Genomic DNA, 24,154 nt, shown 5'->3' on the forward strand with positions numbered 1-24,154 from the left:
GCGCAGGGGGCGCAGGGGAGGAAGAATCTCATACTCATATTGGTTCTCACTCATTGAAGAATTTAAGTTCTGGAAGTCCCATAATGAAAATCAGGGGTTTCAAGCAAGGACACTGTATTTTTCTCACTACGCGCCTCAAAATACATCTTTCAATCCAAAATCTAAAATCCAAAATCTAAAATCCTATGTCTGTAGCAATTGCACATTTAGGACCGGCTGGAACTTATTCTGAACAAGCAGCTTTTTTCTATCTCAACTGGCTAAAAAACAATCAAAAGATAGAAGCCACCTTATCTCCCTATGCCACTATTGCTAAATCATTGCAAGCAGTAGCTACACAAAAAGCCAGTATGGCTGTTGTGCCTGTAGAAAATTCCATTGAAGGTAGTGTCAGTATGACAATGGATAGCCTCTGGCAATTAGACAGCTTGCGAATTAAACTAGCTTTAGTTTTGCCGATAAATCATGCGTTAATTTCTTGTGCAGATAGTTTAGATAATATTGAGACTGTTTATTCTCATCCCCAAGCTTTAGCACAATGTCAAGGATGGTTAGCAAAGTTTTTACCTAATGCCAATTTAATTGCCAGCAATTCTACTACTGAAGCATTAGAGCAAATACCACAAGCACCAACAATAGCTGCGATATCTTCCAGCAGAGCTGCTGAACTTTATCATTTACCTATTCTTGCTAGTGGAATTAATGACTATCCAGAAAACTGTACACGCTTTTGGGTGGTGTCTCAAGAGAGCCAAGATGAATTTTTGTTCACCCCCACTCACACATCCCTGGCTTTCAGCTTACCTGCTAATGTACCTGGTGCATTAGTCAAAGCCCTGGAAGTGTTTGCTCATTTAGGAATTAATTTGAGTCGGATTGAATCTCGCCCTACTAAGCGTTCCTTGGGAGAATATTTATTTTTCCTAGATGCGGAAGCAGGGGTAAGCTCTCCTATGATGACATCAGCGTTAGCAGAGTTAAGCACTTGTACTGAAATTTTAAAAATTTTTGGCAGTTATAGTGTTTTAACAGTTACTACGTGATGGTTAGGGGGCAATCTATCAATAGACTAGTGATTATTGACTCATATTGTTAAATGTATCTTTCAGAACTGAACGGGCTGCGAGATGGTTGCGAGTAGAAGTTAAAATTTCTGCTTCTCTTTGCAAACGAGCAGATGTGTCTTGCAGTTCTAACAAAGCTTGTTGTTCAGGAGCTACACCATAAAGGTTACTTGCAACCCAGTAAGATAACTCTGTTGGTAAATCAGGTAAATCTTCTGGTAGTTCTATATCTTTTTCGGTTAACTTGGCAGAAAGACGGACAACATCTCTGAGTAGTTGTTCTACTTCAGCGGCTAAAGGTCGTAAATCTTGAGATGGAGGAAAGTCTTCAATCCATTCTACTAAACCCACACGATAGGGCTTTTCACGTACATACTCTAACACCCGAAATCTTTGCTGTCCTAAAGTTAACATTTCCATCCGGTCGTCAGGCATTCGTTGATAATGAATAATTTCCGCGCAACAGCCGACATTGGCAACCGTACCTTTGACTGGATCGACCATCAATACGCCAAACCTGCGATCGCCCTCCAAAATCGTGTTCATCATGATTCGGTAGCGAAATTCAAAGATATGTAGAGGTAATGGTCTGCTGGGAAACAAAACCACTTCGGGTAATGGGAACAGAGGTAGTTCACGGACAGCGATTTTAGAAGAAGATGTCATTGTTATTTGAGTATAAATTTTATTCTTATTGACTCTTAAAATACAGCATATTGCAGATCAATAAGGTACAAATTTTTATGACAAAGCCTTGCACCAAAAGGGTTTTACTGCTGACCGCTGACTGCTGAAAGCTGAAAGCTGCTGTATATTGTTCCCTACTTTTTCCGTAATTTGTTTATATTTTATCATTATGTTTTATGCCTAATAAAAAGCCCTGAGATAAATTTTCTCAGAGCTTAGTCCATATTGATACTTGATGTCAATTTTCGTTAATCAGTCGTGAGTCAGTTTCTTTACAACTGACGACTGACAACTGACCAATGAATAATTACAATTTGACTTCAATATCGACACCAGATGGTAAATCCAACTTCATCAGTGCATCAATAGTTTTAGAGGAAGGCTGATAGATATCAATAATCCGACGATGGGTGCGGGTTTCAAAATGTTCGCGGGAATCTTTATCTACGTGGGGCGATCGCAATACGCAATATATCTTTCGTTTTGTTGGTAAAGGAATCGGTCCTATAGCTGTAGCGTTAGTTCTGTTAGCAGTGTCTACAATCTTCTCGCAAGATGTATCTAATAAACGTCGGTCAAAAGCCTGTAAGCGAATTCTAATCTTCTGCTGCTGTAAAGTTGCCATCTTCAGTTTTCCAGGTTCTGTGAATTTTAGATTTTAGATTTTAGGTTTTAGATTTTAGATTTTAGATGCTATCCCAAATTCCTTTGGGTGATGCCTTTGGCGCACTACCAAAATTTAAAATCTAAAATTGGTTATGGGAATAGAAAGGAGCAGAGAGGCTTGTTACCATCTCTGCTCCTGATTAGAGCAAAAAGGTTTGTTCTATTTCAGGATTTTAGATACAACACCAGCACCAATGGTGCGGCCACCTTCACGGATAGCGAAGCGCATACCTTGTTCAATCGCAATAGCGTTGATCAGTTCCACTGTCATCTTGATGCGGTCTCCGGGCATAACCATTTCCGCAGCACTGCCGTCATCAGAGGTAAAGGCAGTGATTGTACCTGTTACATCAGTTGTCCGGACATAGAACTGAGGACGATAACCAGCAAAGAATGGGGTCTTACGGCCACCTTCTGAATCTTTGAGTACGTATACTTCACCTTCAAATTGGGTATGAGGTGTGATTGAGCCTGGTTTAGCGATTACCATACCGCGCTCGATGTCTTCTTTTTTGAGACCACGTAGTAGTACACCTGCGTTATCCCCAGCCATACCTTCTTCAAGGCTCTTCTTGAACATTTCGATCCCGGTGACTGCGGTACTACGAGTGTCTTTGATACCAATGATCTCAACGGTGTCGCCAACCTTAACTTTACCCCGTTCAATCCGACCGGTGGCAACAGTACCACGACCTGTGATGGTGAATACGTCTTCTACTGCCATCAAGAAAGGCTTATCAACATCGCGCTCAGGGGTGGGGATATAGGAATCTACAGCATCCATGAGTTCGTAGATTTTATCTACCCAGGGATTTTCTCCTCTTTGGGTCTTAGGATTCTTGGTCATTGCTTCCAGAGCTTGTAGACCGGAACCTTTGATAATGGGGATATTGTCACCATCGAAATCATAACTAGAAAGCAATTCCCGCAATTCTAGTTCTACCAGTTCCAACAATTCTGGGTCATCCATCATATCTTCTTTGTTCAAGAAGACAACTAGACTGGGAACACCTACCTGTTTTGCTAACAGGATGTGTTCGCGGGTTTGGGGCATAGGGCCGTCTGTTGCTGCCACTACGAGAATACCACCGTCCATTTGTGCTGCACCAGTGATCATGTTCTTCACATAGTCAGCGTGTCCTGGACAGTCTACGTGAGCATAGTGCCGATTTTCTGTTTCATACTCAACGTGAGCAGTATTGATGGTAATACCCCGTGCTTTTTCTTCGGGTGCATTATCAATTTGGTCGTAGCCCTTAGCTACAGCTTGACCCAAAGCAGCCAAGGTCATGGTGATAGCTGCTGTTAAAGTAGTTTTACCGTGGTCAACGTGGCCAACAGTACCGATATTAACGTGGGGTTTAGTTCTTTCAAACTTTGCGCGTGCCATGTATACTCGTTTCCTTTTTTAATTAAGCGTTCCCTTTGCTTTTTGCAATGATAGTTTCAGCCACGCTGCGAGGCACCTCTTCATAGTGGCTGAATTCCATCGTGAAGATACCCCGTCCTTGAGTCTTAGACCGGATATCTGTAGCGTAGCCAAACATTGTCGCTAGTGGAACTTTGGATGTCACCTTAGCGATTCCCTGTTCAGTAATTTGGTTTTCAATCTGTCCTCTACGGGAGATTAAGTCACCTATGACAGTTCCCATAAAGTCTTCGGGAACTTCTACTGCAACTTTCATCATAGGCTCTAAGAGGACTGGTGAAGCTTTCAGCACTGCCTCTTTCATTGCCATTGAACCGGCAATTTTGAAAGCCATTTCCGAAGAGTCTACATCGTGGTAAGAGCCGTGAACTAGCGTTGCTTTCACGTCAATTAATGGATATCCAGCTAAAATACCAGATTCACAGCTTTCTTTCATACCCTGCTCTGCGGGGCCGATATACTCTTTAGGTACTACGCCGCCGACAATTTTAGAGACGAATTCAAAGCCAGTGCCTGGTTCTCCTGGTTCCAAATTGATCACAACGTGACCGTATTGACCTTTACCACCACTTTGACGGATGAATTTGCCTTCTACGTTGGTAACTGTTTTACGAATGGTTTCGCGGTAAGCTACCTGTGGCGCACCAACATTCGCTTCTACCTTGAATTCTCGTAACATCCGGTCTACTAGAATTTCCAGGTGTAACTCTCCCATCCCCGCAATCACGGTTTGGTTAGTTTCTGGATCAACACTGACACGGAAGGTAGGATCTTCTTCTGACAGAGATTGTAGTGCCTTTGACAGCTTATCCATGTCGTTCTTGGTTTTGGGTTCAACCGCTACCGAGATTACAGGCTCAGGAATGAACAGGGATTCTAGAATAACTGGTGAGCTGTCGTCACAGAGAGTGTCTCCAGTCAAGGTGTCTTTTAGTCCCAAAGCTGCACCTAAGTCACCCGCCCGCAGTTCTTCGACATCTTGTCGTTCATCTGCTTTCATCAACACTAGGCGGGAAATCCGTTCTTTCTTGTCTTTACTGGCGTTAAGGACGTAGCTGCCTTTTTTCAATACACCAGAATAAACACGCACAAAGGTGAGGCGACCGTAGGGGTCAGCCATGATCTTGAATGCTAGAGCAGCTAGAGGTTCATTATCATCGGCGTGACGCTCGACCGTCTCGCCATTTGGCAATAAGCCTTGAATTGGTGGTACTTCAATTGGTGCTGGCAGGTAATCTACAACTGCATCTAGCATCAACTGTACACCTTTATTTTTAAAGGCTGAACCACAAAGTACAGGTACAATTGTGCCGGCGATTGTACCTTTACGCAGGGCGGTACGGATTTCGTCTTCTGTAAGTTCTTCGCCCTCGAAATACTTATTCATCAGAGAGTCATCTGTTTCTGCTACCGCTTCTATTAACTTAGTGCGGTATTCTGCTACCTGTTCTTGTAGTTCAGCCGGAATTTCTGTTTCTTGAATATCGGTTCCTTGGTCGTTGGTGTAAATGTATGCACACATCCGTACCAAGTCAACAATGCCTTTAAAATCACTTTCGCTACCGATGGGCAGTTGAATAGCAATGGCATTTGCCCGCAGGCGATCGCGCATTTGCTCATGAACTCTATAGAAGTTCGCACCTGTGCGATCCATCTTGTTAATGAAAGCGATCCGTGGCACTTTATAGCGGTCTGCTTGCCGCCATACTGTCTCAGATTGTGGCTGTACACCACCGACGGAACAAAAGACGGCGATTACACCATCTAACACGCGCATGGAACGCTCAACTTCAATTGTGAAGTCTACGTGACCAGGAGTATCGATAATGTTAATTTGATGATCTTTCCAGCTGGTACTAATGGCAGCAGCAGTAATGGTAATTCCCCTTTCCCGCTCCTGATCCATCCAGTCTGTTACGGCAGTTCCTTCGTGAACTTCACCAATTTTATGAATAATCCCAGAGTAAAACAATATTCTCTCTGTTGTCGTCGTTTTGCCCGCATCTATATGCGCCGCAATACCGATATTGCGTACTTTCTCTAGCGGGTTTGTGCGTGCCACAGTTACCTCCTATAATTTTGGCCTCATGATATCTTGTATATTACTCTTTGTTAAGATTCTATACTTTTACGGAAAACCGTCTTTTTGGGAAATTTTACGATATACCGCTCTTTGTGAAGAGGATATATCGTTGCTCTATTTTAGTAACGATAGTGTGCAAAGGCTTTGTTTGCTTCAGCCATGCGGTGCGTTTCTTCGCGCTTACGAATAGCACTTCCTGTTTCGTTAGCAGCATCCATTAACTCATTTGCTAGTCTGCTGGCCATAGTGCGGCCTGGTCTAGACCTAGAAAATTGTACCAACCAACGCAATGCCAGGGTAGTACCCCGATCAGAACGTACTTCCATTGGTACTTGATAAGTTGCTCCACCTACTCTTCTAGCTTTTACTTCCACCAAAGGTGTAGCGTTACGCACTGCTCTTTCAAATGTTTCTAAAGCACTGCCACCGGTACGTTCTTCAATAGTTTTTAAAGCATCGTAAACAATTCTTGCAGCCAGTGATTTTTTGCCATGACGCATCACCCGCCGCATCATCATACTAACTAAGCGACTGTTATAAACTGAGTCAGGCGGAACTGAGCGCCTTTGACTAACACCACGACGAGACATACTTCATCCTTGAATTCGGCATTTGGCAACGAAATTATATGGTATCAGAACATAGGAATCTAAAAGCGGGTTGAGAGGCCGCTTCAATTTCCTTGATTTTTAACTGCTATGTAAAACCTAGACAGGTCTAGACTTTAGCTCTTGCTTTAGGACGAGGTTATCCCTGGACTATCTTTCACGCTTTAGCTAAACGGGATAGCGTAGCGTGACTAAGCCCCCTTGGGGTGTGGTGTGGGGTGTGGGGTGTGGGGTGTGGGGCTTCTAGACAGCCCCAAGCACCTTTGGGATACAAGCCCCGTCTTTTCAGGACGAGAGAGATCGTCCTTAGGAGTTCAAGCTCCATCCAACCCTGTCTTCCCTACACCCTATACCCTACCCCTTACACCCTGTTGGTGACGACTTAGAAGTCATAAAATTAATTGCGGCATTTAGAGTTCTATGCATCTTAAACCCGCAGTTTTTCAGACTGTAAACCTTTTCTAATATAGATTTTAGATTTTGGTCTATATATGTACAGGTTTGTCAGTTTGAGTTGTTGACTAGAACTAGCTCTACCAGACACAAGGCGACAAGGTGATCAACTCCAATATTTACATTAAAGTGTTGCTATCGCTTACTGTATTTGGTTTGAAAATCCTTACACTTGCTCGCTTAGTGCAAGTTATAGCTTGATTTCTTAAACAAGAATATGTCGCTAGATTCTGTGTTTTAGAGGGGCTGAACATGAGACGATTAATCGTAGGTTGGTGCGATTAATCGCCTAGTTCTTATTTTTTAGTTTCTTTTGGGCGCTTAGTTCCATACTTGGAACGACCTTGTTTCCGGTCTTTAACTCCGGCTGTATCTAAGGTGCCACGAATAATGTGGTATCTCACGCCTGGTAAGTCCTTGACCCGGCCACCACGAATCATCACAACAGAGTGTTCTTGCAAGTTATGACCGATTCCGGGAATGTAAGCTGTAACTTCAAATCCAGAAGTCAGTCTCACCCTTGCTACTTTGCGGAGAGCTGAGTTAGGTTTTTTGGGTGTAGTTGTATACACTCTGGTACAAACACCTCGACGTTGAGGACATTGTTTCAGAGCCGGGGACTTGGTTTTTTGACGCGCTAGTTCGCGTTCACTACGTATTAGCTGCTGTATTGTTGGCATGAGTTACAGCGCGTGAAGCTGCTTATTGTCTATTTTAACAAATCCTGATTATAGCGTTTTTAATGTTTTTACGTCAATTATTTTTTAGGAGGCAGGAGGCAGGAGGCAGGAGGCAGAAGGCAGAAGGCAGAAGGCAGAAGGCAGGAGGCAGGAGGCAGAAGGCAGGAGGCAGAAGAAAAATATCTGTTCCCTATTCCCTTTTACCTATGACATAGAGAAAGAATTACCACAGCTGCAAGTTGCGATCGCCAGCGAGTTGTGAAAGCGAAAACCCCCACCCATGAGATCCTCTGAATAATCCAATCTTAAATTATTGATATAATTTATGGTGTCAGCGTCTACGACAACTTTAATGCTGTTCACATCAAAAACTTGATCTTCACCTGTGACAGTTTCATCAAAGGAAACATCATATAGCCAACCAGAACAGCCACCTGGTTTCACCCGCAAGCGAAATAACACATTTGGCTGTTGTTTAGATTTTAAGCGCCCGATTTCATTTATAGCTGCTGAACTGAAATTGATCATGGAATTTTTGTAGCACTCAGAAAATCCATATTTTATATTACAGGAGTCCAGGAGCAAGAGTTGACAGAAGGCAAGAGGCAAGAGGCAAAAGGCAAAAGGCAAAAGGTAATATATTATTCTCCCCCTGCTCCCCCTGCTTCCCTACACCCTACATCCTGTTACTTGTCACTGCGAGCATAGTCATCTTGATAGCGAATAATATCATCTTCGCCCAAGTATTCACCATTTTGGACTTCAATTAATATCAAAGGAATAACCCCAGGATTCTCCAAACGGTGAACTGTGCATTGGGGTACATAGGTAGATTGATTATTACTGAGCAAAATTTCGCTTTCTCCACACACTACCTTAGCTGTACCAGAAACAACTATCCAGTGTTCGCTACGATGGTGGTGCATTTGTAGGCTCAGACGATGTCCTGGCTTAACTTCGATCCGCTTAATTTTATATCCACGTCCTTCTTCTAAAACTGTGAAAGAACCCCAAGGACGTAGTTCACTAGCAGCAACTCCTCTAGAATGAAGGGTTGCGTTTAGGGCTAGAGTATTGTTGGGTGCTGTTTCTGTAAATTGAGCCATAGTTACCTCATTTGTAAACATACAAGAAATTTATTATTTTTAATAAGTAGGTAGGCGTTGAAATTTATCGTTGTGGCAAGGCAAAAGGCAAGAGGCAAAAGGCAAGAGGGAAGAAACTTTCAGGGATTTTACTTTTTGTAACATATCTCGGTTTTTTCAAGCCGACTTACTTATTTGACGAAAAATTGTGTTTGATATTGCTAATGGGAAAATGATCATTAAAGTTCACATTGCTAACCATAGCAAAATAAAAGGTCAGCAAGTAACCCATGACCATTGAAAGTCTTGGGTCTACACTAACTCTTCATCTAGAAAAATGCCAGCTTGTTCTCAGCTTTAAAAAAGAATTTAAGAATTAAAAAAAAATAAAAAACAAAAAACAAAAAACAAAAAACAAAAAACTTTGCCACCTACCTTGTAATCACGATAACTTTTAACACCAACCGACCTTAAGGGGATTGAAGGAAAATACCGATACCATTGTGGACACGGGCGGCTGTATTAGGAGAACGGTCAAGTAATTGACCTCCCAAATATAGACTTGTAGAACTGCCACCGTCTAAATTTAAAGCATTCACACAACCCATAACCTTCATTAATTGGGCGTGTTCAGCTAAAGTGGGTCCATGACCACCAGCGCGATTATGTACAGCAGCAATCATTAAATTACCTGTATTAGTAGTACAAATAGCACTACGAACAGCTTTTTCAGCGATAAATGCATTGCTGAATTTTTCGCCTTGGGCATCGAGGACAATTTGCCGATTTTGGACTAAAAGCGGACCTGCGCCGATAATGTGGGGATAACGGTTAAAATCAGCAGGAGTAGTGGAACTAGAAATACTAACTTTTGTGCCAATAGGTAATTTAGAAGCGTTAGTAGTAGCAGTACCGCGTAAAGTAAGGAGGTAGCCGTTTTGAGGAATAGGAATGGGTGTGACACCTACTTTGCCACCAGGTAGTTGATTGGTAATTTGGTCTTGCTGGACAATGAGGATGATTTCGTTATCTGAAAGGGGTGTGTAATTAGACCCCCAGGTGGGTGTATAACGGGCAATGCCATTTTGTACATAGCCACTGTTGAGAAATAGTATGGGGAAAGATTGATTATTGTTGTTGATTAAAGTTTCATTTAAAGTGAGGCGGCCAAAATAAAATTCTCCAGCATCATTCCAAGCGATCGCACCTCGGTTGAGAATTGGCCCTGATACCCACTGATGATCCCGTTTAATTGCCCCCAAAGGTAATTTATTATTGCGGTTAAAATAACCACCGTTAATTCCTGCTACTGCCAAATAACGTTGTGCTGTTTGTATCAAGGGGGCAGTACCTGTTTGAGTTTCCAGGTTAGCCCATATTGGTCTTAATGTTAACCCAACTACACGAGGATTAATTTCCAGCCAAACCACAGGAAAGCTATCTTTACCTACATTTATAAATTTCTGTTGCCAGCGTAATCCTGTAGCCCAGTTTATATCTTTGGCTACCAAAGCATCCGGTCGAATATCAACAACTAAGCGATGTGGGTTAGCAAGGGTAATAATTTGGGGAGATGAACCAAAGGGGACACTCAAACGAATATTAGTTTGGTTACTGACCATCTCCACTTTTTGAATTAGTGTTTCAGGGTTTGGTGATGATGGTAATTGTTTTGACTGGTTTGGTGGTGATATTGGTGGCTGGGGTGTGTAGCGTTGAATTAAACTATTATCAGCTGTACTATCCAGAGTAATGATCCATTCTCTGTTCGGTGGTATTGAAGGTTGAGAAGTTGGTGCGTTAGGATCTACAGGTCTTTTGATGGGTTGACCTTGTGTAAGTTTCCAGGGAGTAGGACGATCTAAATCAATCACCAGTCTTTCACCATGAGGGCGTTTTCCCTGACGAATATTATTGATTTTCGTTGCAGGAGTAGAAATCACCAATGTATTGCCATTCGCTTGCATTTGCCAGCCGTAGGTTTGAGCAAAACTAGAAATATCTAAATAGCGATATCCTCCCAACAGCTTGGCGTTCAGTGTTGGTGTGGCAGAAAACCACTCCACTGGTTGTAGAGCAGGGTTGTTAGTATTTAATAAATCTACTCCTATAAACTGTCTAAGCGCCCCATCACTCAGATGTGTTATGGCTGTACCAGATGTTCCCTGTTGCTGTACCCATGCTCCTGCTAAAGTACGACCATTGAGGGTTATTTGATTACCGGATGATGGTGTTGGTGACGGAGATTTTAAAGTGGGGAGTGTTGGAAAATTTTTAGGAGGCTGTTGGGCGTTAGCGGTGCAGGTAGCAGTTAGGCACATTGCTATGGACAAAATTGACAACACAGAAGATCGGAAAAACTTCCGTTGGTTAATGATGATCATCGGCATTTTTACTATCCTTAGCAGTCAGTAGTGATTTGTAAAAGGCAATGAATGGGAATAAAACTTACGCACAAGCTAGATAAGAATGAACCACGTTTACTGTTCAGCGAAGCTGTTCTCGTTCCCGTAGCGTCCCGTAGGGATAGAGTAGGTGGGTAGGACATACTCCCTAAACCCTAAACCCTCTTCTTCCTGCCTCCTGGACTCAAGCTACCATTCCAAAGGATATATAACCAAATAATTCCTTGAAGTTACAAGCCGGATTGAACTCTGGAATCAATCCAAAATCCAAAATCTAAAATTGAATGACCAATTATGAGGAAATCTTAAAAATTTATGATTTTATTTTTCGATAAAGATGATATTATATATTTTGGCTATTTATATCCTGTAAAAACTGGCAAGCAATTTTTTCGCCACAACTACTAAGGCTAATTGTTCTAAATAACACATTTTTACAAACACGCTATAATAGTAGTCTTGGTGTTTAAACCAAAATTAAGATATTCCATCATCACCGATAGCACAGCTTGACATAAGTCATAGGCTGTTGCTTTTGTGGACTCAGTCAGATCTAATTGCCAACCAGACAGGTAGTGATTGACAACCATCAAAAATATAGACAACAGCTATAGTTTAGGAATCGTCAAATGGTTATATAGTTGAATACGCTGTATTTGTTGCTGCAATCAGAGAATTGTAGCTTTCGAGACAGTTGAGTGTTCAGTTTAAACTGAATTTCAGGAACACCAAGGCAGTTTATCCTGAGAAATACTCTTGATCTGGCTAAAAGGTAATTACCAAATACTTAGCTTCATCATCATAAATAAACGTAATGTCAGGGAAAACAAATAGTCCAGGTAAAGGTAGTTTTTCTAACAGTGCATAAACACATAAAAAAATAACGCGGTGATTTTAACACGGGTAAGCCAAAAAGTAAACCCGAAGTTAAAATTTTTTTTCCCTAAATTTCTGTAAGTGCAGCAGATGAAGAGTGAATGAGGTACAAAAATTTAAGAACCAAGCCATATACCAACAGGCTGTGAACCCTGTTCCCTATTCCCTGCTGTATGTATTTATCCACCGCTAAAGTGAGAATTTTTTTCTTGGCAGTAGCAACAGTGGCAAAATTCGTAACTCAATATTTCAGGAATAAAGTATGAATCATCAATCATTGAATCAGGGTCAGAACATTACATTGTCAGATATGGAAAATACGGACACTTACTTAGGACAAAAATGGTTAGTAGAAGAACGAGACGCTTGTGGTGTAGGGTTTATAGCCCATCGTCAAAATCGTGCTAATCATGAAATTTTGGCTAAGGCTTTAACTGCTCTGACTTGTTTAGAACATCGGGGAGGATGCAGTGCAGACCAAGATTCTGGTGATGGTGCAGGGATTTTGACGGCGATTCCTTGGGAGTTGTTTCAACAAGAAGGAATTAATGTTACTCCCACTGGTAATATAGCCGTAGGAATGATATTCTTACCCCAAGACCAGGAATCAGCCAAAAAAGCAAAAGAAATAGTTGAGCAAGTAGCGGCTGAAGAAAAATTGACTGTACTGGGCTGGCGAGTAGTCCCCGTGCGTCCAGAGGTGTTGGGGGTACAAGCAAAAGAAAATCAACCCCAAATAGAACAAGTTTTTCTCAGTTCGGCGGATAAAAGTGGCGAAGAATTTGAACGGGAATTGTATCTTACCCGTCGTCGCATTGTCAAAGCCGCTAAAAATATTTCAGAAGAATTTTATGTTTGCTCTTTATCCAGCCGCACAATTGTCTACAAAGGCATGGTGCGATCAGCAGTGTTGGGAGAATTTTACCAAGACTTAAAAAATCCCGCTTTCAAGATTGCCTTTGCTGTTTATCATCGCCGCTTTAGTACCAACACCATGCCTAAGTGGCCTTTAGCCCAACCAATGCGGCTACTAGGTCACAATGGGGAAATTAACACCCTGTTGGGTAACATTAACTGGATGATGGCGCGGGAAGCGATTTTAGATCATCCTATTTGGAATGGAAGGGCGGAAGAATTCAAGCCACTGGTAAATATAGACAGTAGCGACTCAGCCACCTTGGATAACGTGCTGGAATTGCTGGTGCGTTCTGGACGTGCGCCAGAAGAAGCATTGATGATGATGGTGCCAGAGGCATACAAAAATCAGCCTTCTTTGCAGAATTATCCTGAAATTGTTGATTTTTACGAATATTACAGCGGACTCCAGGAAGCGTGGGACGGACCGGCGCTATTGGTATTTAGTGATGGACAAAAAGTTGGTGCAACTTTAGACCGTAACGGGTTAAGACCTGCTCGTTATTTAATTACCAAAGATGACTATATCGTAGTTGGTTCTGAAGCTGGTGTGGTGGACTTCCCAGAAGCCGATATTCTGGAAAAAGGCAGATTAGGCCCAGGACAAATGATTGCTGTAGATTTAGTCAGCAATGAGATTTTGAAGAACTGGGAAATTAAACAACGCATTGCTAAGGCACATCCTTATGGGGACTGGTTACAAAAGTATCGTCAAGAACTGAAACAGTTAGTTAAACCATCACCTGTTAATGGCAATGGTAATGGGAACGGTAACGGTCATCATGTAACTGACAACGGACATCTGACCACTGAACAGCCAGATAAACAAACCTTACTGCAACAACAAATTGCCTTTGGCTACACCACCGAAGATGTGGAAATGATCATTCAGCCGATGGCGAATGCTGGTACAGAACCGACTTTCTGTATGGGGGATGATATTCCCTTGGCGGTGTTGTCAGAAAAACCCCACCTGTTGTATGACTATTTCAAACAACGTTTTGCTCAAGTAACAAACCCACCAATTGACCCGTTACGGGAAAAACTGGTGATGTCCTTGACAGTGGAACTGGGTGAAAGAGGAAATCTATTAGAACCGCAACCAGAACACGCCAGAAGATTGAAGTTAGATTCGCCAGTTCTGACAGATTCTGAGTTAGAAGCAATTAAGTTGTCAGGTTTTGGGACAGCCCAGTTGTCAACTCTGTTTTCTATTGCTGCTGGGCCAGAAGGTTTAAAAGCAGCGGTGGAATCTTTACAAAGACAAGCGGCTGAGTCTGTACGGGCTGGTGCGAAAATTCTCATCTTGAGTGATAAGATCCCCCCAACCCCCCTTGAAAAGGGGGGCAAAGAAGCGGGTATCAGTGCTGAATACACTTATATTCCACCTTTGTTGGCTGTGGGTGCGGTTCACCATTATTTGATCCGCGAAGGTGTGCGGATGAAAACTTCTTTAGTTGTGCATACCGCCCAATGTTGGAGTACCCATCATTTTGCTTGTTTGTTGGGTTATGGTGCGGGTGCGGTTTGTCCTTACATGGCTTTGGATACTGTGCGTGACTGGTGGTATGACCCGAAAACCCAACAGTTTATGGAAAGGGGTAAACTTAATTCTCTGAGTTTGGAAAAGGCGATCGCTAATTACCGCCAATCTGTAGAATCAGGTTTGTTGAAAATTCTCTCGAAAATGGGAATTTCTCTCCTCTCTAGCTACCAAGCAGCACAAATTTTTGAAGCTATTGGTATTGGCGGCGATTTGTTAAATTTAGCTTTCCGAGGCACAACTTCCCGTATCGGTGGTCTTAGCTGCAAGGAACTCGCTCAAGAGGTGCTTTCCTTCCACAGTAAGGCTTTCCCAGAACTGACAGCGAAGAAGTTAGAAAACCTGGGCTTTGTTCAATATCGTCCCGGTGGTGAATATCACAGCAATAGCCCAGAATTGGTGAAGGCGCTGCATAAAGCTGTAGATGGTAAGCAGTATGACCATTACGAAGTTTATAAACAACATCTGCAAAGTAGACCAGCAACTGCTTTAAGAGATTTGTTGGATTTCCAAAGCAGTCGCCCATCTATTCCCATTGAAGAAGTCGAACCAGTCAGCGAAATTGCCAAACGTTTCTGTACTGGGGGTATGTCTTTAGGTGCGCTTTCCAGGGAAGCACACGAAACTTTAGCGATCGCCATGAATCGCATCGGTGGTAAATCTAACTCTGGTGAAGGTGGAGAAGACCCAGTTCGTTACAATGTGTTAAATGATGTTGACGAAAATGGACATTCACCCACTCTGCCCCATTTGAATGGTTTGAGAAATGGGGATACAGCTTCCAGCGCCATTAAACAAGTTGCTTCCGGCCGTTTTGGTGTCACACCTGGATATTTAGCGAGTGCAAAACAGATTGAAATCAAAATCGCTCAAGGTGCAAAACCAGGAGAAGGTGGACAGTTACCAGGGCCAAAAGTTAGCCCTTATATTGCCATGTTGCGCCGTTCTAAGCCTGGTGTAACTTTGATTTCCCCACCACCCCACCATGACATTTACTCCATTGAAGATTTGGCGCAATTGATTTTTGACCTGCATCAAATTAACCCCAAAGCACAGGTTTCGGTGAAACTGGTTGCGGAAATCGGGATTGGTACTATTGCTGCTGGTGTAGCGAAAGCTAATGCGGATATTATCCAAATTTCCGGTCATGATGGCGGTACTGGTGCTTCACCTCTAAGTTCTATTAAACACGCTGGTAGCCCGTGGGAATTCGGATTGTCTGAAGTGCATCGGGTGTTGATGGATAATGGATTGCGCGATCGCGTAATTTTAAGAGTTGATGGTGGTCTCAAGAGTGGCTGGGATGTCCTGATTGCGGCATTAATGGGTGCTGAAGAATTCGGTTTCGGTTCTATCGCCATGATTGCGGAAGGCTGTATTATGGCGCGGGTATGTCATTTGAATACCTGTCCCAAGGGTGTGGCGACTCAGAAGGAAGAGTTAAGACTAAGGTTCAGTGGTATACCAGACCATGTGGTGAACTTCTTCTATTTCATCGCCGAAGAAGTACGCAGTCTGTTAGCTAAACTTGGATATCGTTCTTTAACAGAGTTAACTGGTAGGGCGGATCTGTTAACTGTGCGTTCTGATGTCAACCTGACCAAAACTCAATCTATCAACTTAGACTGCTTGACTAAGTTACCAGACGCTAAATCAAACCGTAGCTGGTTGGAACACGAAGAAGTTCACAGCAATGGTGCTGTTTTAGATGACCAAATTCTAGCTGATGCAGAGATTCAAGCAGCTATCAAAAATCAATCTACTGTCACCAAGACTTTTGCAGTTGTCAACACTGACAGAACTGTGGGAGCAAGGTTAGCGGGTGCTATTGCTTCTCAATACGGTGATAGCGGTTTTGAAGGGCAAATTAACCTGAATTTCCAAGGTAGCGTGGGTCAAAGCTTTGGGGCGTTTATCTTACCTGGTTTGACTCTGGCTTTAACAGGGGAAGCTAACGACTATGTAGGTAAGGGAATGCACGGTGGGGAGATTATTATTAAGCCCCCAGCAGATGCGAAATATGACCCTGCACAAAATGTAATTGTTGGCAATACCTGTCTTTACGGTGCAACTGGTGGTGTGTTATTTGCCAACGGTTTAGCCGGAGAACGCTTTGCTGTGCGTAATTCTAAAGGTACAGCGGTAATTGAAGGCGCTGGTGATCACTGCTGCGAGTATATGACTGGTGGCGTGGTTGTGGTTCTGGGTAAAGTCGGCCGCAACGTCGGTGCTGGTATGACTGGAGGACTGGGTTACTTCTTAGATGAAGATGGTGCTTTCCCTGAGTTGGTGAATAAGACCATTGTCAAAATTCAGCGAGTAGCAACGGAAGCTGGTGAGAAGCAATTGTATGACTTAATTAAAGCTCATTGCGATCGCACTGGTTCACCAAAAGCGCAGTTGATTTTACAGAACTGGTCAGAGTATCTACCTAAGTTCTGGCAAGTTGTACCACCTTCGGAAGCTGATAGTCCAGAGGCTAATGCTGAAGTGGAGAAGGCTGGTAAACAGTTGAGTTCTGTGTAATTAGGTGACAGGTGACAGGTGACAGGTGACAGTAAGAAGGGAATAGGGAACAGATTTTTTTCTTCTGCTTCCTGACTCCTTGCTACTTCTTGTTATCTCGTTCCCAGTTTCTATCTGGGAATGTGATCAAATAGGCTCTGCCTCTTTTGTAACTCAGTGGGGCTGAAGGCAGAGCCTTCTAAATTTCATTTCCATACAGAGTATGGGAACGAGAAAAAACTATTTTTAGTTAGTGGTTAGTATTGCAGTAGGAAAACTCTAAAGTTGTTGGGAGTAAGTGTCATGTTTTGATGATGCTTACTCCTGGTTTTTTAGTGAAAGATTTGGTGTTTGGAACTACATTTTTATATCTCACGCAATCTCCGTCAGGAGATCCCGCAGGGTAGGCGCAAAGGAAGAAGAAGATATTTACACATCAAAACTTTGACCAAGTAACTCTGGGTAAACGGGAATAAAGGGTACTTTCTCTTTACTAAAACGGATGGCTAACTTTCTTGCCAAAAGAAATATTTGCTCGTCATCATTTAGCATTTGTGGTTTTTGAATTAACGTGGACAGAGTTTTCAAGTTACCAATCTTTTCTAAAGCCTCAGCTACATCGCCTCTCACACACCACTCCGGATCATCCTCCAAAGTCTTAGTTAAAGGATCTACAGCTTTGTCAGAAGCAATCTTTCCCAAAGCCACCGCAACACTACTTCTCACACACCATTCCGGATCAGCCAAAGCCTTAATTAAAGCATCCACAGCTTTGTCAGAACTTGTCTTTCCCAAAGCCACAGATGCACTATATCTCACATCCCATTTTGGATCATTCAAATCCTGGATCAAAGCATCTACATTTTTCTCAGAGCGAATCTTTTCTAAAGGCTCATCTACATTAGATGTTAGATCCTCATCTGCATCATTAAAATCCTTGATCAAAGGATCTACATTTTTTTCAGAGCGAATCTCTTCTAAAGCCTCGGCTGCCTCCTCAGAGTTATCTTCCAAAGAAGCCTTAGTTAAAGCATCTATAGCCTTTTCAGAACCAATCTTTCCTAAAACATAGGCTGCATTTTCTCTCACATCTTCATACTCATGCTTTAGGTCTGCTTGCAAGTTTAATATCATCTGTACCTGAGTCTGACCCAATATAACCACTACTGATTTAATAAACTCAAAGTCTGCGTAAATTTGCCAAAAATCATGAATATCATCAATAATATTTTTAACCAATTGATGATCACTTTGTTTACTCTCAACCACACACCGTCCCGCTAGTAGTAACAGGGTGTTAAAAATATCATCTTTTTCGTTTTTAATCCTTTGCAATAACTCAATAGGATTTTCCATTAATCCTGCCATTAAGCTTAATGTTTCATGCCATTCATAATCCCAAAAATGCGCTTTTGCTAATTCAATACCATCTGGTAAACGTTGCAAATAGCAAGCTGTGAAATACTCTTGAAAAGTCCGATGTAAAAATAGATATTGCTCACCACTTTCATGCAGCTTTTGTAAAATTCCATCTTCTTCAGATAATTCTGTAATTAACTTATCTGTATCAGCATTTCTAAAAATAGTTGGTACTTTATCACCTTGCAAATATTCTTCAATCTGATCATAGAGTTCATCTGAAGAAAAAATTTCTTTACCAGCACAGCTAAAATTATAAGCAAGTTGTTCTAAAAATCGAATTTTAGCTTTAATCCTGCCCTCATTTTGTGGTTGTCGGTTTTGACTCCATTTACCCAGCATATATTTTACAGCTTTCTCATATACTTCACAGCGTCGCGCTGGTAGATTTATTCCTTTTTCTTGATACAAACTGCAAATTAAAGACAATAGCAAAGGATTCTGTACTAAACCACGAATTTGGGGTTTATTTTGCAATTCTCGAATTAAAGAAGCCGCAGAAACAGAATCATCATTTATAAATTCAGCCGCAATTTTAAACCAAGTTTCAATATATTGATTTATCTGTGTTTCATTAAAAGGAACAATCTCCACATCTTTAGCCTTGTCTAAAAATGCGCCGCTATAACCGACAATGCGAGATGTGCAGATAATGGAACAGTCATAATTACGAATGAATGTATTTAATTTTTTTGATAAATTATTTCTCGCTTCTTTCGGTACTTCATCCAGCGCATCTAATAACAAAAGACATTTACCATCTTTTAATTTATCTGTTAAAAAATCCTTAATATCAGTAAAATACTTTTCATACTTTGACTCAAGCAAGCTAAGAATAGCATCACTGACTTTCGCTGTCACTTCTTTTTTAGTCGCGTCTGCTATTTCTGAAAGTCTGAGAAAGATAGGAATAACTAAATCTTCCAGTGTTTGACTATTATCTTCCAAACTTTTCAGTGCTGCTTGGGCTGTTAAATAAGCCTCTCTTTTTAATAATGTAGTTTTCCCCATTCCTGGATCTGCCAACACCATTAAACGTTGATGCTGTTTTTTTGCTTCTGGCCAATTTACTTGAGTTGGTTTTGATTCCTCCAAATGTTTGCGAGAGTAAGCACGTTTAATTTCTGCTTCTGACTCAGCGTAACTCCAAGTAGTTTCTATAGTGTGAGTGTATTTTCTTTCTAGCGTGACTTGAATAGGAATGTATTGGTCCTTGAGAATAATTGGTTGGGTTGTGTGAAATAGTTTGAGTTTGATGTGCTGAAAATCAGTGATTATCTGGTTGAGGAAATTACAAACAGCTTCTTGTTGTACCTGTTGAACAGGAATTACTTGATTTTGTGTCTTCTTCCATTCAGAAAACTTAGTTTCCCATAACCATTTGTAAGCCTTTTTCCAAATATCTTTTCTTCCTGGTCCTCTATCCCCTAGTGAACACCCATCAGTTTCTAAAGAGTTATAGATTTTCTTCAAATTATCCCCAAATGTTTGCTTCTCATCAGCAGGATCTCGATTCCATTGAATACTTTTTGCAAGTACATTATTAGCTTTGCTGTAGTTCTCTGGATTAAAGCGACTTAGGAATACAGCATAGGTATCACCAGTAAAACCATACTGTATCCCTATCCATCTTAAAAACTGTTGTTCTGGGGTAGTAGCTGCTGAGTAATTCACTGAAAAACGTGGTTTCTATTTAATTCTATTTACTTCTATTTATAAGCAATTTCCTCTCTATTTGACAACCCCTAAAGTCAAATTATGACAAACAAATGACTTTAGGTAATAATTATGAAATCTCAATAACAACTACAAAACGCTATTCAACATCCAGAAATATTTGCTTTAACCTGGTTGAATTCAAAGACCAAGAAAACCTCAGAACTGGCAACCCAATCAAAAGATAACAAAGCTAGACTGCAAATAATTGAAACTGCTGTGATCACTTTTGCAAAGTTTGTTTCTCCAGTAGATGCAATTTGGGCAGTTCCCAGCCTTAAGTTGTGCTTTATGGTCTTGAGATTCCTGCAAGAAGGGCAAAATCGGTAAATTAGTGGGCAGGTTAAATACCTGCCATGTCATTATTTAAAGTAGAGATATTTTCCTCCTCATCATCTCCCCAAGTTTCTAACCAATCACCATCAACATTATCACAATACAAATAGGCTGCATCTAGCCCATATTTCATGATGTCATCTTCTAATTGACGGGCTGCTTCTAAATTACGTAAAACTGTTTTTAATCTTTGTTGACGGTCAGTTAGTTTTTCGTTCACCATAATTACCTTTTTGAAAAAATATTATATAAAAATTGTGTTACGTAATTTAAGTATGAATATAAAAAAATCCCCCTTTTCCTACTGATAATTGTAAATGATATTAATATTTCCCAGAATTAAAACAACGATTATCAACCCCGCTGCTAGACTAGCGAACCACTTTGTTCTTCCAGATGGAATTACAGCATGAACTAAGAAAGGAGCGATTAATAAACAAACCACCACCATAAACAAATACTTGATTATCGCTGCTTTTAAGAATAATTCACCTAATCCATACTGGATATTATAGTTAAAACTCCACCCTCCCACAAAAATAATTAATAAACACGCACTCAGAAAGTCTGTTTTTTTGATAAAATCATCCAAAAACTTTCCTAATGCTAAAAATAGAAAGGGAAACAAGGGAATAAGATACCAAGCATAGAAATGGCTTTGAGAACCAGAAAATAAAAGTATAAACAAATAGATGATAATGGGAATGTAAATAAGTCGAGATTTGATATTATCACTAGATAACCTCAAAGCTGGAATTAGAATCAGCCAACTAAAAGTTAACCACCCATCTTCAAAAAATACAGGTTTTATAATTATTTCTTTAAATAGCAGAAAATTATCAAAACGTTGAGCATGGGATTGAATTACTTTGAAAAACAGTTCAGAATTATAAGTCATCCCATAAATAAAATAAACAGATAATAATAGCAAGCCAATCACAAACACTACTAAAATTTCTCGCCATTTCTTTTGATAAATTAAAAGCAAGCAAAGCATGGGTACAAGAAAAAAGCCAGTAATTTTTGCCAAAGATGCCAAACCAGCTAAAAAAGCTGCAATATAAAGGTAGTTTAAATTAGAAGATTGGTAATATTTAAAAAAACAAAGTAAAGTCAATAAACTCAAAAAAAGAATGAGATTTTCACTCACTGCCAATCTTGAAAGAAAAACCGTATTAGGGTTAGTCGCAAAAATTAAAGATGAAATAATAGCAATTTTAGTATTAGATAATCTTAAACTTAAGATATAAAAGAGAATAATAGACAAAATACCAAATATTAGTGATGGAATTCTAATGGTTGTTAAAGTGCAATCAAAAAAAGTATTTGCACCTCCTAAAATTGCCGCACTACCAACAATTAAGCTAAATAAAGGAGGATGATCCAGCCAAGGAGTTACCAACGGATACATCCCTTCTTTCCAATATACTTGTGGGAAATATCCATAAGCTTTTAACCAAGACCAACTTGTAGGTACATGATTTTTAATCAAACTCATGCCACTCCAGGCAAAAGCATACTCATCAGCAGTCCAATTATGTACAGGAATTTGATCATATTTATAGATTCTAATTGCACATCCTAATAGAGTGATAATAGTGCAGAAAAACCAATCTTTGCGAGCTAATAAACTATTAAAAAATGGAAAAATTGAATCTAGCACTTGTATAATATGATAAAAATTCATATCAAGCCTTGGAACAATTGCGTTTATTTCCAAAAAATAAACTTAAACATTTGGGATGCTGCGCAACAAATAATCTTACTATTGTTATTGTCAGTTGACACGAATGTAGAATATTGCACAACTGACATACTTTTTATTCCCAAGCACTAAGACCTAATTATGACTTTCAAGTAAAGCATGATGAGAAAAAATTCCCTTCAATTTCAAATTAGTAAAATCAATAACAGCATTGATCAAATCCCGTTGTTCATTACTTAAATTTAGTGTTTCTAAAGCTTGTTCAAGCTCACTTCCCAGATGTAATTGATGAGCAAGTTGTTGACGTTGAGAATTGTTTAAAACTGCCAGAATTTCTTTGTTTCTACGCTGACGGACTGCTTGAAGTTTTTGGTGTTCCTGGGGAGTTAAATCATTCTCCGCAAAAGCAATACTGGGGACAGTATTTCTATCTTTACTGAATGAAGTAAAAATTGTTGGAGAATAACTAAAAAAATCATTTGCTGAAGCTGTCGTCATTCCTGGAGAAAACAAAGCTAAAACAACAACAAGCACCACCGCAAAGAAGCATTTTGTCAATTTAATTATCATTTTGAGAAAGACCTAAATTAGATTTAAGGCTGGGGTATAGTCAAGCCCGAATAATTGTCCTACTTATAGGCAAGGGGATTGGGGACTGAGTAAAATCTTACCAATTACCTAGAACTATTCAGCAATTGACAATGAACAATTATCTCTCCCTAAAGGGTAGAGAATTGAAAGTAAGGAAAGATTTTTCCTGGCTTTTACCTTTCAAAAGAGAGAGTTTAAACCAAATTAACCAATTATCAATTGTCAATTATCCATTGTCCATTGATAACCAGCCATGATGCTGTCTCTATATTGGAGGTGTGGTCAAGGAGATTATGTTTTCTCTATGACTAAACTCAGGAATTGATAATAAAGAAAAATATATCAGTCACATTAGAATTATATTCTTTTATATTTCCCAACTCAACGCTATCATCAAAGTCATTGCCAGAGGTGATAGTCATGAGTGAACAGGTTTTAGAACAAGAAACGATTAGCACCGTTACCCAAGATAGGGACATTGATTTAGAAGCAGCTTTCCGGGAATCTCATATTCAAGACATTCTCGATAAGTTAGACCAGGAGTTAGTTGGCTTAAAGTCTGTCAAAAACAAAATCAAGGAAATGGCGGCCTTGTTGCTGGTTGACCGTATCCGTAAAAGTCTGGGTTTAAATGCCGGTGCGCCTAGCTTACACATGACTTTTTTAGGCAACCCAGGCATGGGTAAAACTACTGTAGCCATGCGGATGGCGGAAATTCTTTATCGCCTAGAATATATTCGCAAAGAAAACGTCATTTTGGTGACGCGAGATGATTTAGTTGGACAAGGTATCGGACAAACAGCACCCAAAACCAGAGAAGTTTTAAATAATGCCATGGGTGGTGTTTTATTAATTGATGAAGCTTATACTTTATACCGTCCAGATCATCCTGGTGACTTTGGTTTAGAAGCCATTGAAATTCTCATGCAGGTGATGGAAAATCAGCGCGATGATTTAGTTGTGATTCTTGCTGGTTATAAAACCCAAATGGAGCATTTCTTCCACAGTAACCCTGGGATGAATTCGCGCATTGGGCTACACATTGAATTCAACGATTACAGCGTTGAAAATTTGATGATTATTGCCCAATCTATAGTCAAATCACAAAACTATTGTTTTAGTCCAGATGCAGAAAAAGCTTTCCGTGAATATTTAATTAAACGGAAGACAATGCCCCATTTTGCTAATGCTCGCAGTGTGCGTAATGCTATAGACAGAGCGCGTTTGCGTCAAGCTAATCGTTTATTGAGTAGTGGCAAAAAATTAACTAAAGAAGATTTAATTACCATCGAAGCAGTCGATATTCTCGCAAGTCGGGTATTTAGAGAAGGTGTACCCGACTGCGAAACTGAAAGTTAATTGGGGTGATGGGGTGATGGGGTGATGGG

16 protein-coding genes are annotated in these 24,154 nt (G+C 40.6%); 3 read left to right on the top strand and 13 right to left on the bottom strand.

The window, feature by feature from the left end; all coding sequences use genetic code 11:
- The first annotated feature begins 185 nt into the window (after positions 1-185).
- Entirely contained in the window at positions 186-1,043 is an 858-nt protein-coding gene (gene pheA / locus A0J48_RS20800; protein ID WP_200326503.1) for a prephenate dehydratase, read from the top strand.
- A gap of 33 nt (positions 1,044-1,076) precedes the next feature.
- Here pheA and A0J48_RS20805 read toward each other — a convergent pair whose 3' ends face one another.
- From A0J48_RS20805 to A0J48_RS20845, 9 genes are all read right to left on the bottom strand, one after another.
- Positions 1,077-1,730 (bottom strand): LON peptidase substrate-binding domain-containing protein, encoded by a 654-nt coding sequence (locus A0J48_RS20805; protein ID WP_200326504.1) that lies wholly within the window; start codon positions 1,728-1,730, stop codon positions 1,077-1,079.
- Positions 1,731-2,058: 328 nt separating this feature from the next.
- Positions 2,059-2,376 (bottom strand): 30S ribosomal protein S10, encoded by a 318-nt coding sequence (gene rpsJ, locus A0J48_RS20810; protein WP_010998474.1) that lies wholly within the window; start codon positions 2,374-2,376, stop codon positions 2,059-2,061.
- A 201-nt stretch (positions 2,377-2,577) separates the two neighbouring features.
- A complete protein-coding gene (gene tuf / locus A0J48_RS20815) occupies positions 2,578-3,807 on the bottom strand; it encodes an elongation factor Tu (protein WP_200326505.1) in 1,230 nt (409 codons plus the stop codon).
- 22 nt (positions 3,808-3,829) lie between these two features.
- The gene (gene fusA, locus A0J48_RS20820) at positions 3,830-5,908 is read right to left on the bottom strand and encodes an elongation factor G (protein WP_200326506.1); all 2,079 of its coding nucleotides are present in this window, start codon (positions 5,906-5,908) and stop codon (positions 3,830-3,832) included.
- A 140-nt stretch (positions 5,909-6,048) separates the two neighbouring features.
- A complete protein-coding gene (rpsG, locus tag A0J48_RS20825) occupies positions 6,049-6,519 on the bottom strand; it encodes a 30S ribosomal protein S7 (protein WP_200326507.1) in 471 nt (156 codons plus the stop codon).
- Positions 6,520-7,286: 767 nt separating this feature from the next.
- On the bottom strand, positions 7,287-7,670 hold the full coding sequence (gene rpsL / locus A0J48_RS20830) for a 30S ribosomal protein S12 (RefSeq protein ID WP_013190146.1): 384 nt from the start codon (positions 7,668-7,670) through the stop codon (positions 7,287-7,289).
- Positions 7,671-7,874: 204 nt separating this feature from the next.
- Positions 7,875-8,198, bottom strand: coding sequence for a HesB/IscA family protein (locus A0J48_RS20835; RefSeq protein WP_200326508.1), 324 nt, complete (start codon positions 8,196-8,198; stop codon positions 7,875-7,877).
- A 158-nt stretch (positions 8,199-8,356) separates the two neighbouring features.
- On the bottom strand, positions 8,357-8,776 hold the full coding sequence (locus A0J48_RS20840) for a phosphomannose isomerase type II C-terminal cupin domain (RefSeq protein WP_200326509.1): 420 nt from the start codon (positions 8,774-8,776) through the stop codon (positions 8,357-8,359).
- A 449-nt stretch (positions 8,777-9,225) separates the two neighbouring features.
- Positions 9,226-11,145: a phosphodiester glycosidase family protein gene (locus A0J48_RS20845; protein ID WP_200326510.1), complete on the bottom strand. Its 1,920-nt coding sequence runs from the start codon at positions 11,143-11,145 to the stop codon at positions 9,226-9,228.
- Positions 11,146-12,298: 1,153 nt separating this feature from the next.
- On the opposite strand from A0J48_RS20845, the gene A0J48_RS20850 reads away from it, so the two are divergent.
- The gene (locus A0J48_RS20850) at positions 12,299-17,020 is read left to right on the top strand and encodes a glutamate synthase-related protein (RefSeq protein ID WP_200326511.1); all 4,722 of its coding nucleotides are present in this window, start codon (positions 12,299-12,301) and stop codon (positions 17,018-17,020) included.
- 408 nt (positions 17,021-17,428) lie between these two features.
- Here A0J48_RS20850 and A0J48_RS20855 read toward each other — a convergent pair whose 3' ends face one another.
- The 4 genes from A0J48_RS20855 to A0J48_RS20870 form a co-directional block, all read right to left on the bottom strand.
- On the bottom strand, positions 17,429-20,092 hold the full coding sequence (locus A0J48_RS20855) for an NACHT domain-containing protein (protein ID WP_200326512.1): 2,664 nt from the start codon (positions 20,090-20,092) through the stop codon (positions 17,429-17,431).
- Positions 20,093-20,477: 385 nt separating this feature from the next.
- The gene (locus A0J48_RS20860; protein ID WP_200326513.1) at positions 20,478-20,693 is read right to left on the bottom strand and encodes a hypothetical protein; all 216 of its coding nucleotides are present in this window, start codon (positions 20,691-20,693) and stop codon (positions 20,478-20,480) included.
- Positions 20,694-20,771: 78 nt separating this feature from the next.
- On the bottom strand, positions 20,772-22,133 hold the full coding sequence (locus A0J48_RS20865; protein ID WP_200326514.1) for an ArnT family glycosyltransferase: 1,362 nt from the start codon (positions 22,131-22,133) through the stop codon (positions 20,772-20,774).
- Positions 22,134-22,310: 177 nt separating this feature from the next.
- Positions 22,311-22,745: a hypothetical protein gene (locus A0J48_RS20870; protein WP_200326515.1), complete on the bottom strand. Its 435-nt coding sequence runs from the start codon at positions 22,743-22,745 to the stop codon at positions 22,311-22,313.
- 441 nt (positions 22,746-23,186) lie between these two features.
- Here A0J48_RS20870 and A0J48_RS20875 point away from each other — a divergent pair, with 441 nt between their 5' ends.
- Positions 23,187-24,125 carry an AAA family ATPase gene (locus tag A0J48_RS20875; RefSeq protein WP_200326516.1) on the top strand — a complete coding sequence of 313 codons (939 nt, stop codon included), beginning with the start codon at positions 23,187-23,189 and terminating at the stop codon, positions 24,123-24,125.
- Positions 24,126-24,154 lie beyond the last annotated feature (29 nt).

Origin of the sequence: Sphaerospermopsis aphanizomenoides BCCUSP55, from assembly GCF_001586785.1 — a bacterium.
GTDB lineage: Bacteria > Cyanobacteriota > Cyanobacteriia > Cyanobacteriales > Nostocaceae > Sphaerospermopsis_A > Sphaerospermopsis_A aphanizomenoides_A.

What these genes read in the sequence shown, in the direction of transcription:
- A0J48_RS20870 (WP_200326515.1), bottom strand. Translation starts at nt 22,745, where the DNA reads ATGATAATTAAATTGACAAAATGCTTCTTTGCGGTGGTGCTTGTTGTT.
- A0J48_RS20845 (WP_200326510.1), bottom strand. Translation starts at nt 11,145, where the DNA reads ATGCCGATGATCATCATTAACCAACGGAAGTTTTTCCGATCTTCTGTG.
- A0J48_RS20875 (WP_200326516.1), top strand. Translation starts at nt 23,187, where the DNA reads ATGAGTGAACAGGTTTTAGAACAAGAAACGATTAGCACCGTTACCCAA.
- A0J48_RS20840 (WP_200326509.1), bottom strand. Translation starts at nt 8,776, where the DNA reads ATGGCTCAATTTACAGAAACAGCACCCAACAATACTCTAGCCCTAAAC.
- A0J48_RS20860 (WP_200326513.1), bottom strand. Translation starts at nt 20,693, where the DNA reads ATGGTGAACGAAAAACTAACTGACCGTCAACAAAGATTAAAAACAGTT.
- tuf (WP_200326505.1), bottom strand. Translation starts at nt 3,807, where the DNA reads ATGGCACGCGCAAAGTTTGAAAGAACTAAACCCCACGTTAATATCGGT.
- pheA (WP_200326503.1), top strand. Translation starts at nt 186, where the DNA reads ATGTCTGTAGCAATTGCACATTTAGGACCGGCTGGAACTTATTCTGAA.
- A0J48_RS20805 (WP_200326504.1), bottom strand. Translation starts at nt 1,730, where the DNA reads ATGACATCTTCTTCTAAAATCGCTGTCCGTGAACTACCTCTGTTCCCA.
- rpsJ (WP_010998474.1), bottom strand. Translation starts at nt 2,376, where the DNA reads ATGGCAACTTTACAGCAGCAGAAGATTAGAATTCGCTTACAGGCTTTT.
- A0J48_RS20850 (WP_200326511.1), top strand. Translation starts at nt 12,299, where the DNA reads ATGAATCATCAATCATTGAATCAGGGTCAGAACATTACATTGTCAGAT.
- rpsG (WP_200326507.1), bottom strand. Translation starts at nt 6,519, where the DNA reads ATGTCTCGTCGTGGTGTTAGTCAAAGGCGCTCAGTTCCGCCTGACTCA.
- rpsL (WP_013190146.1), bottom strand. Translation starts at nt 7,670, where the DNA reads ATGCCAACAATACAGCAGCTAATACGTAGTGAACGCGAACTAGCGCGT.
- A0J48_RS20835 (WP_200326508.1), bottom strand. Translation starts at nt 8,198, where the DNA reads ATGATCAATTTCAGTTCAGCAGCTATAAATGAAATCGGGCGCTTAAAA.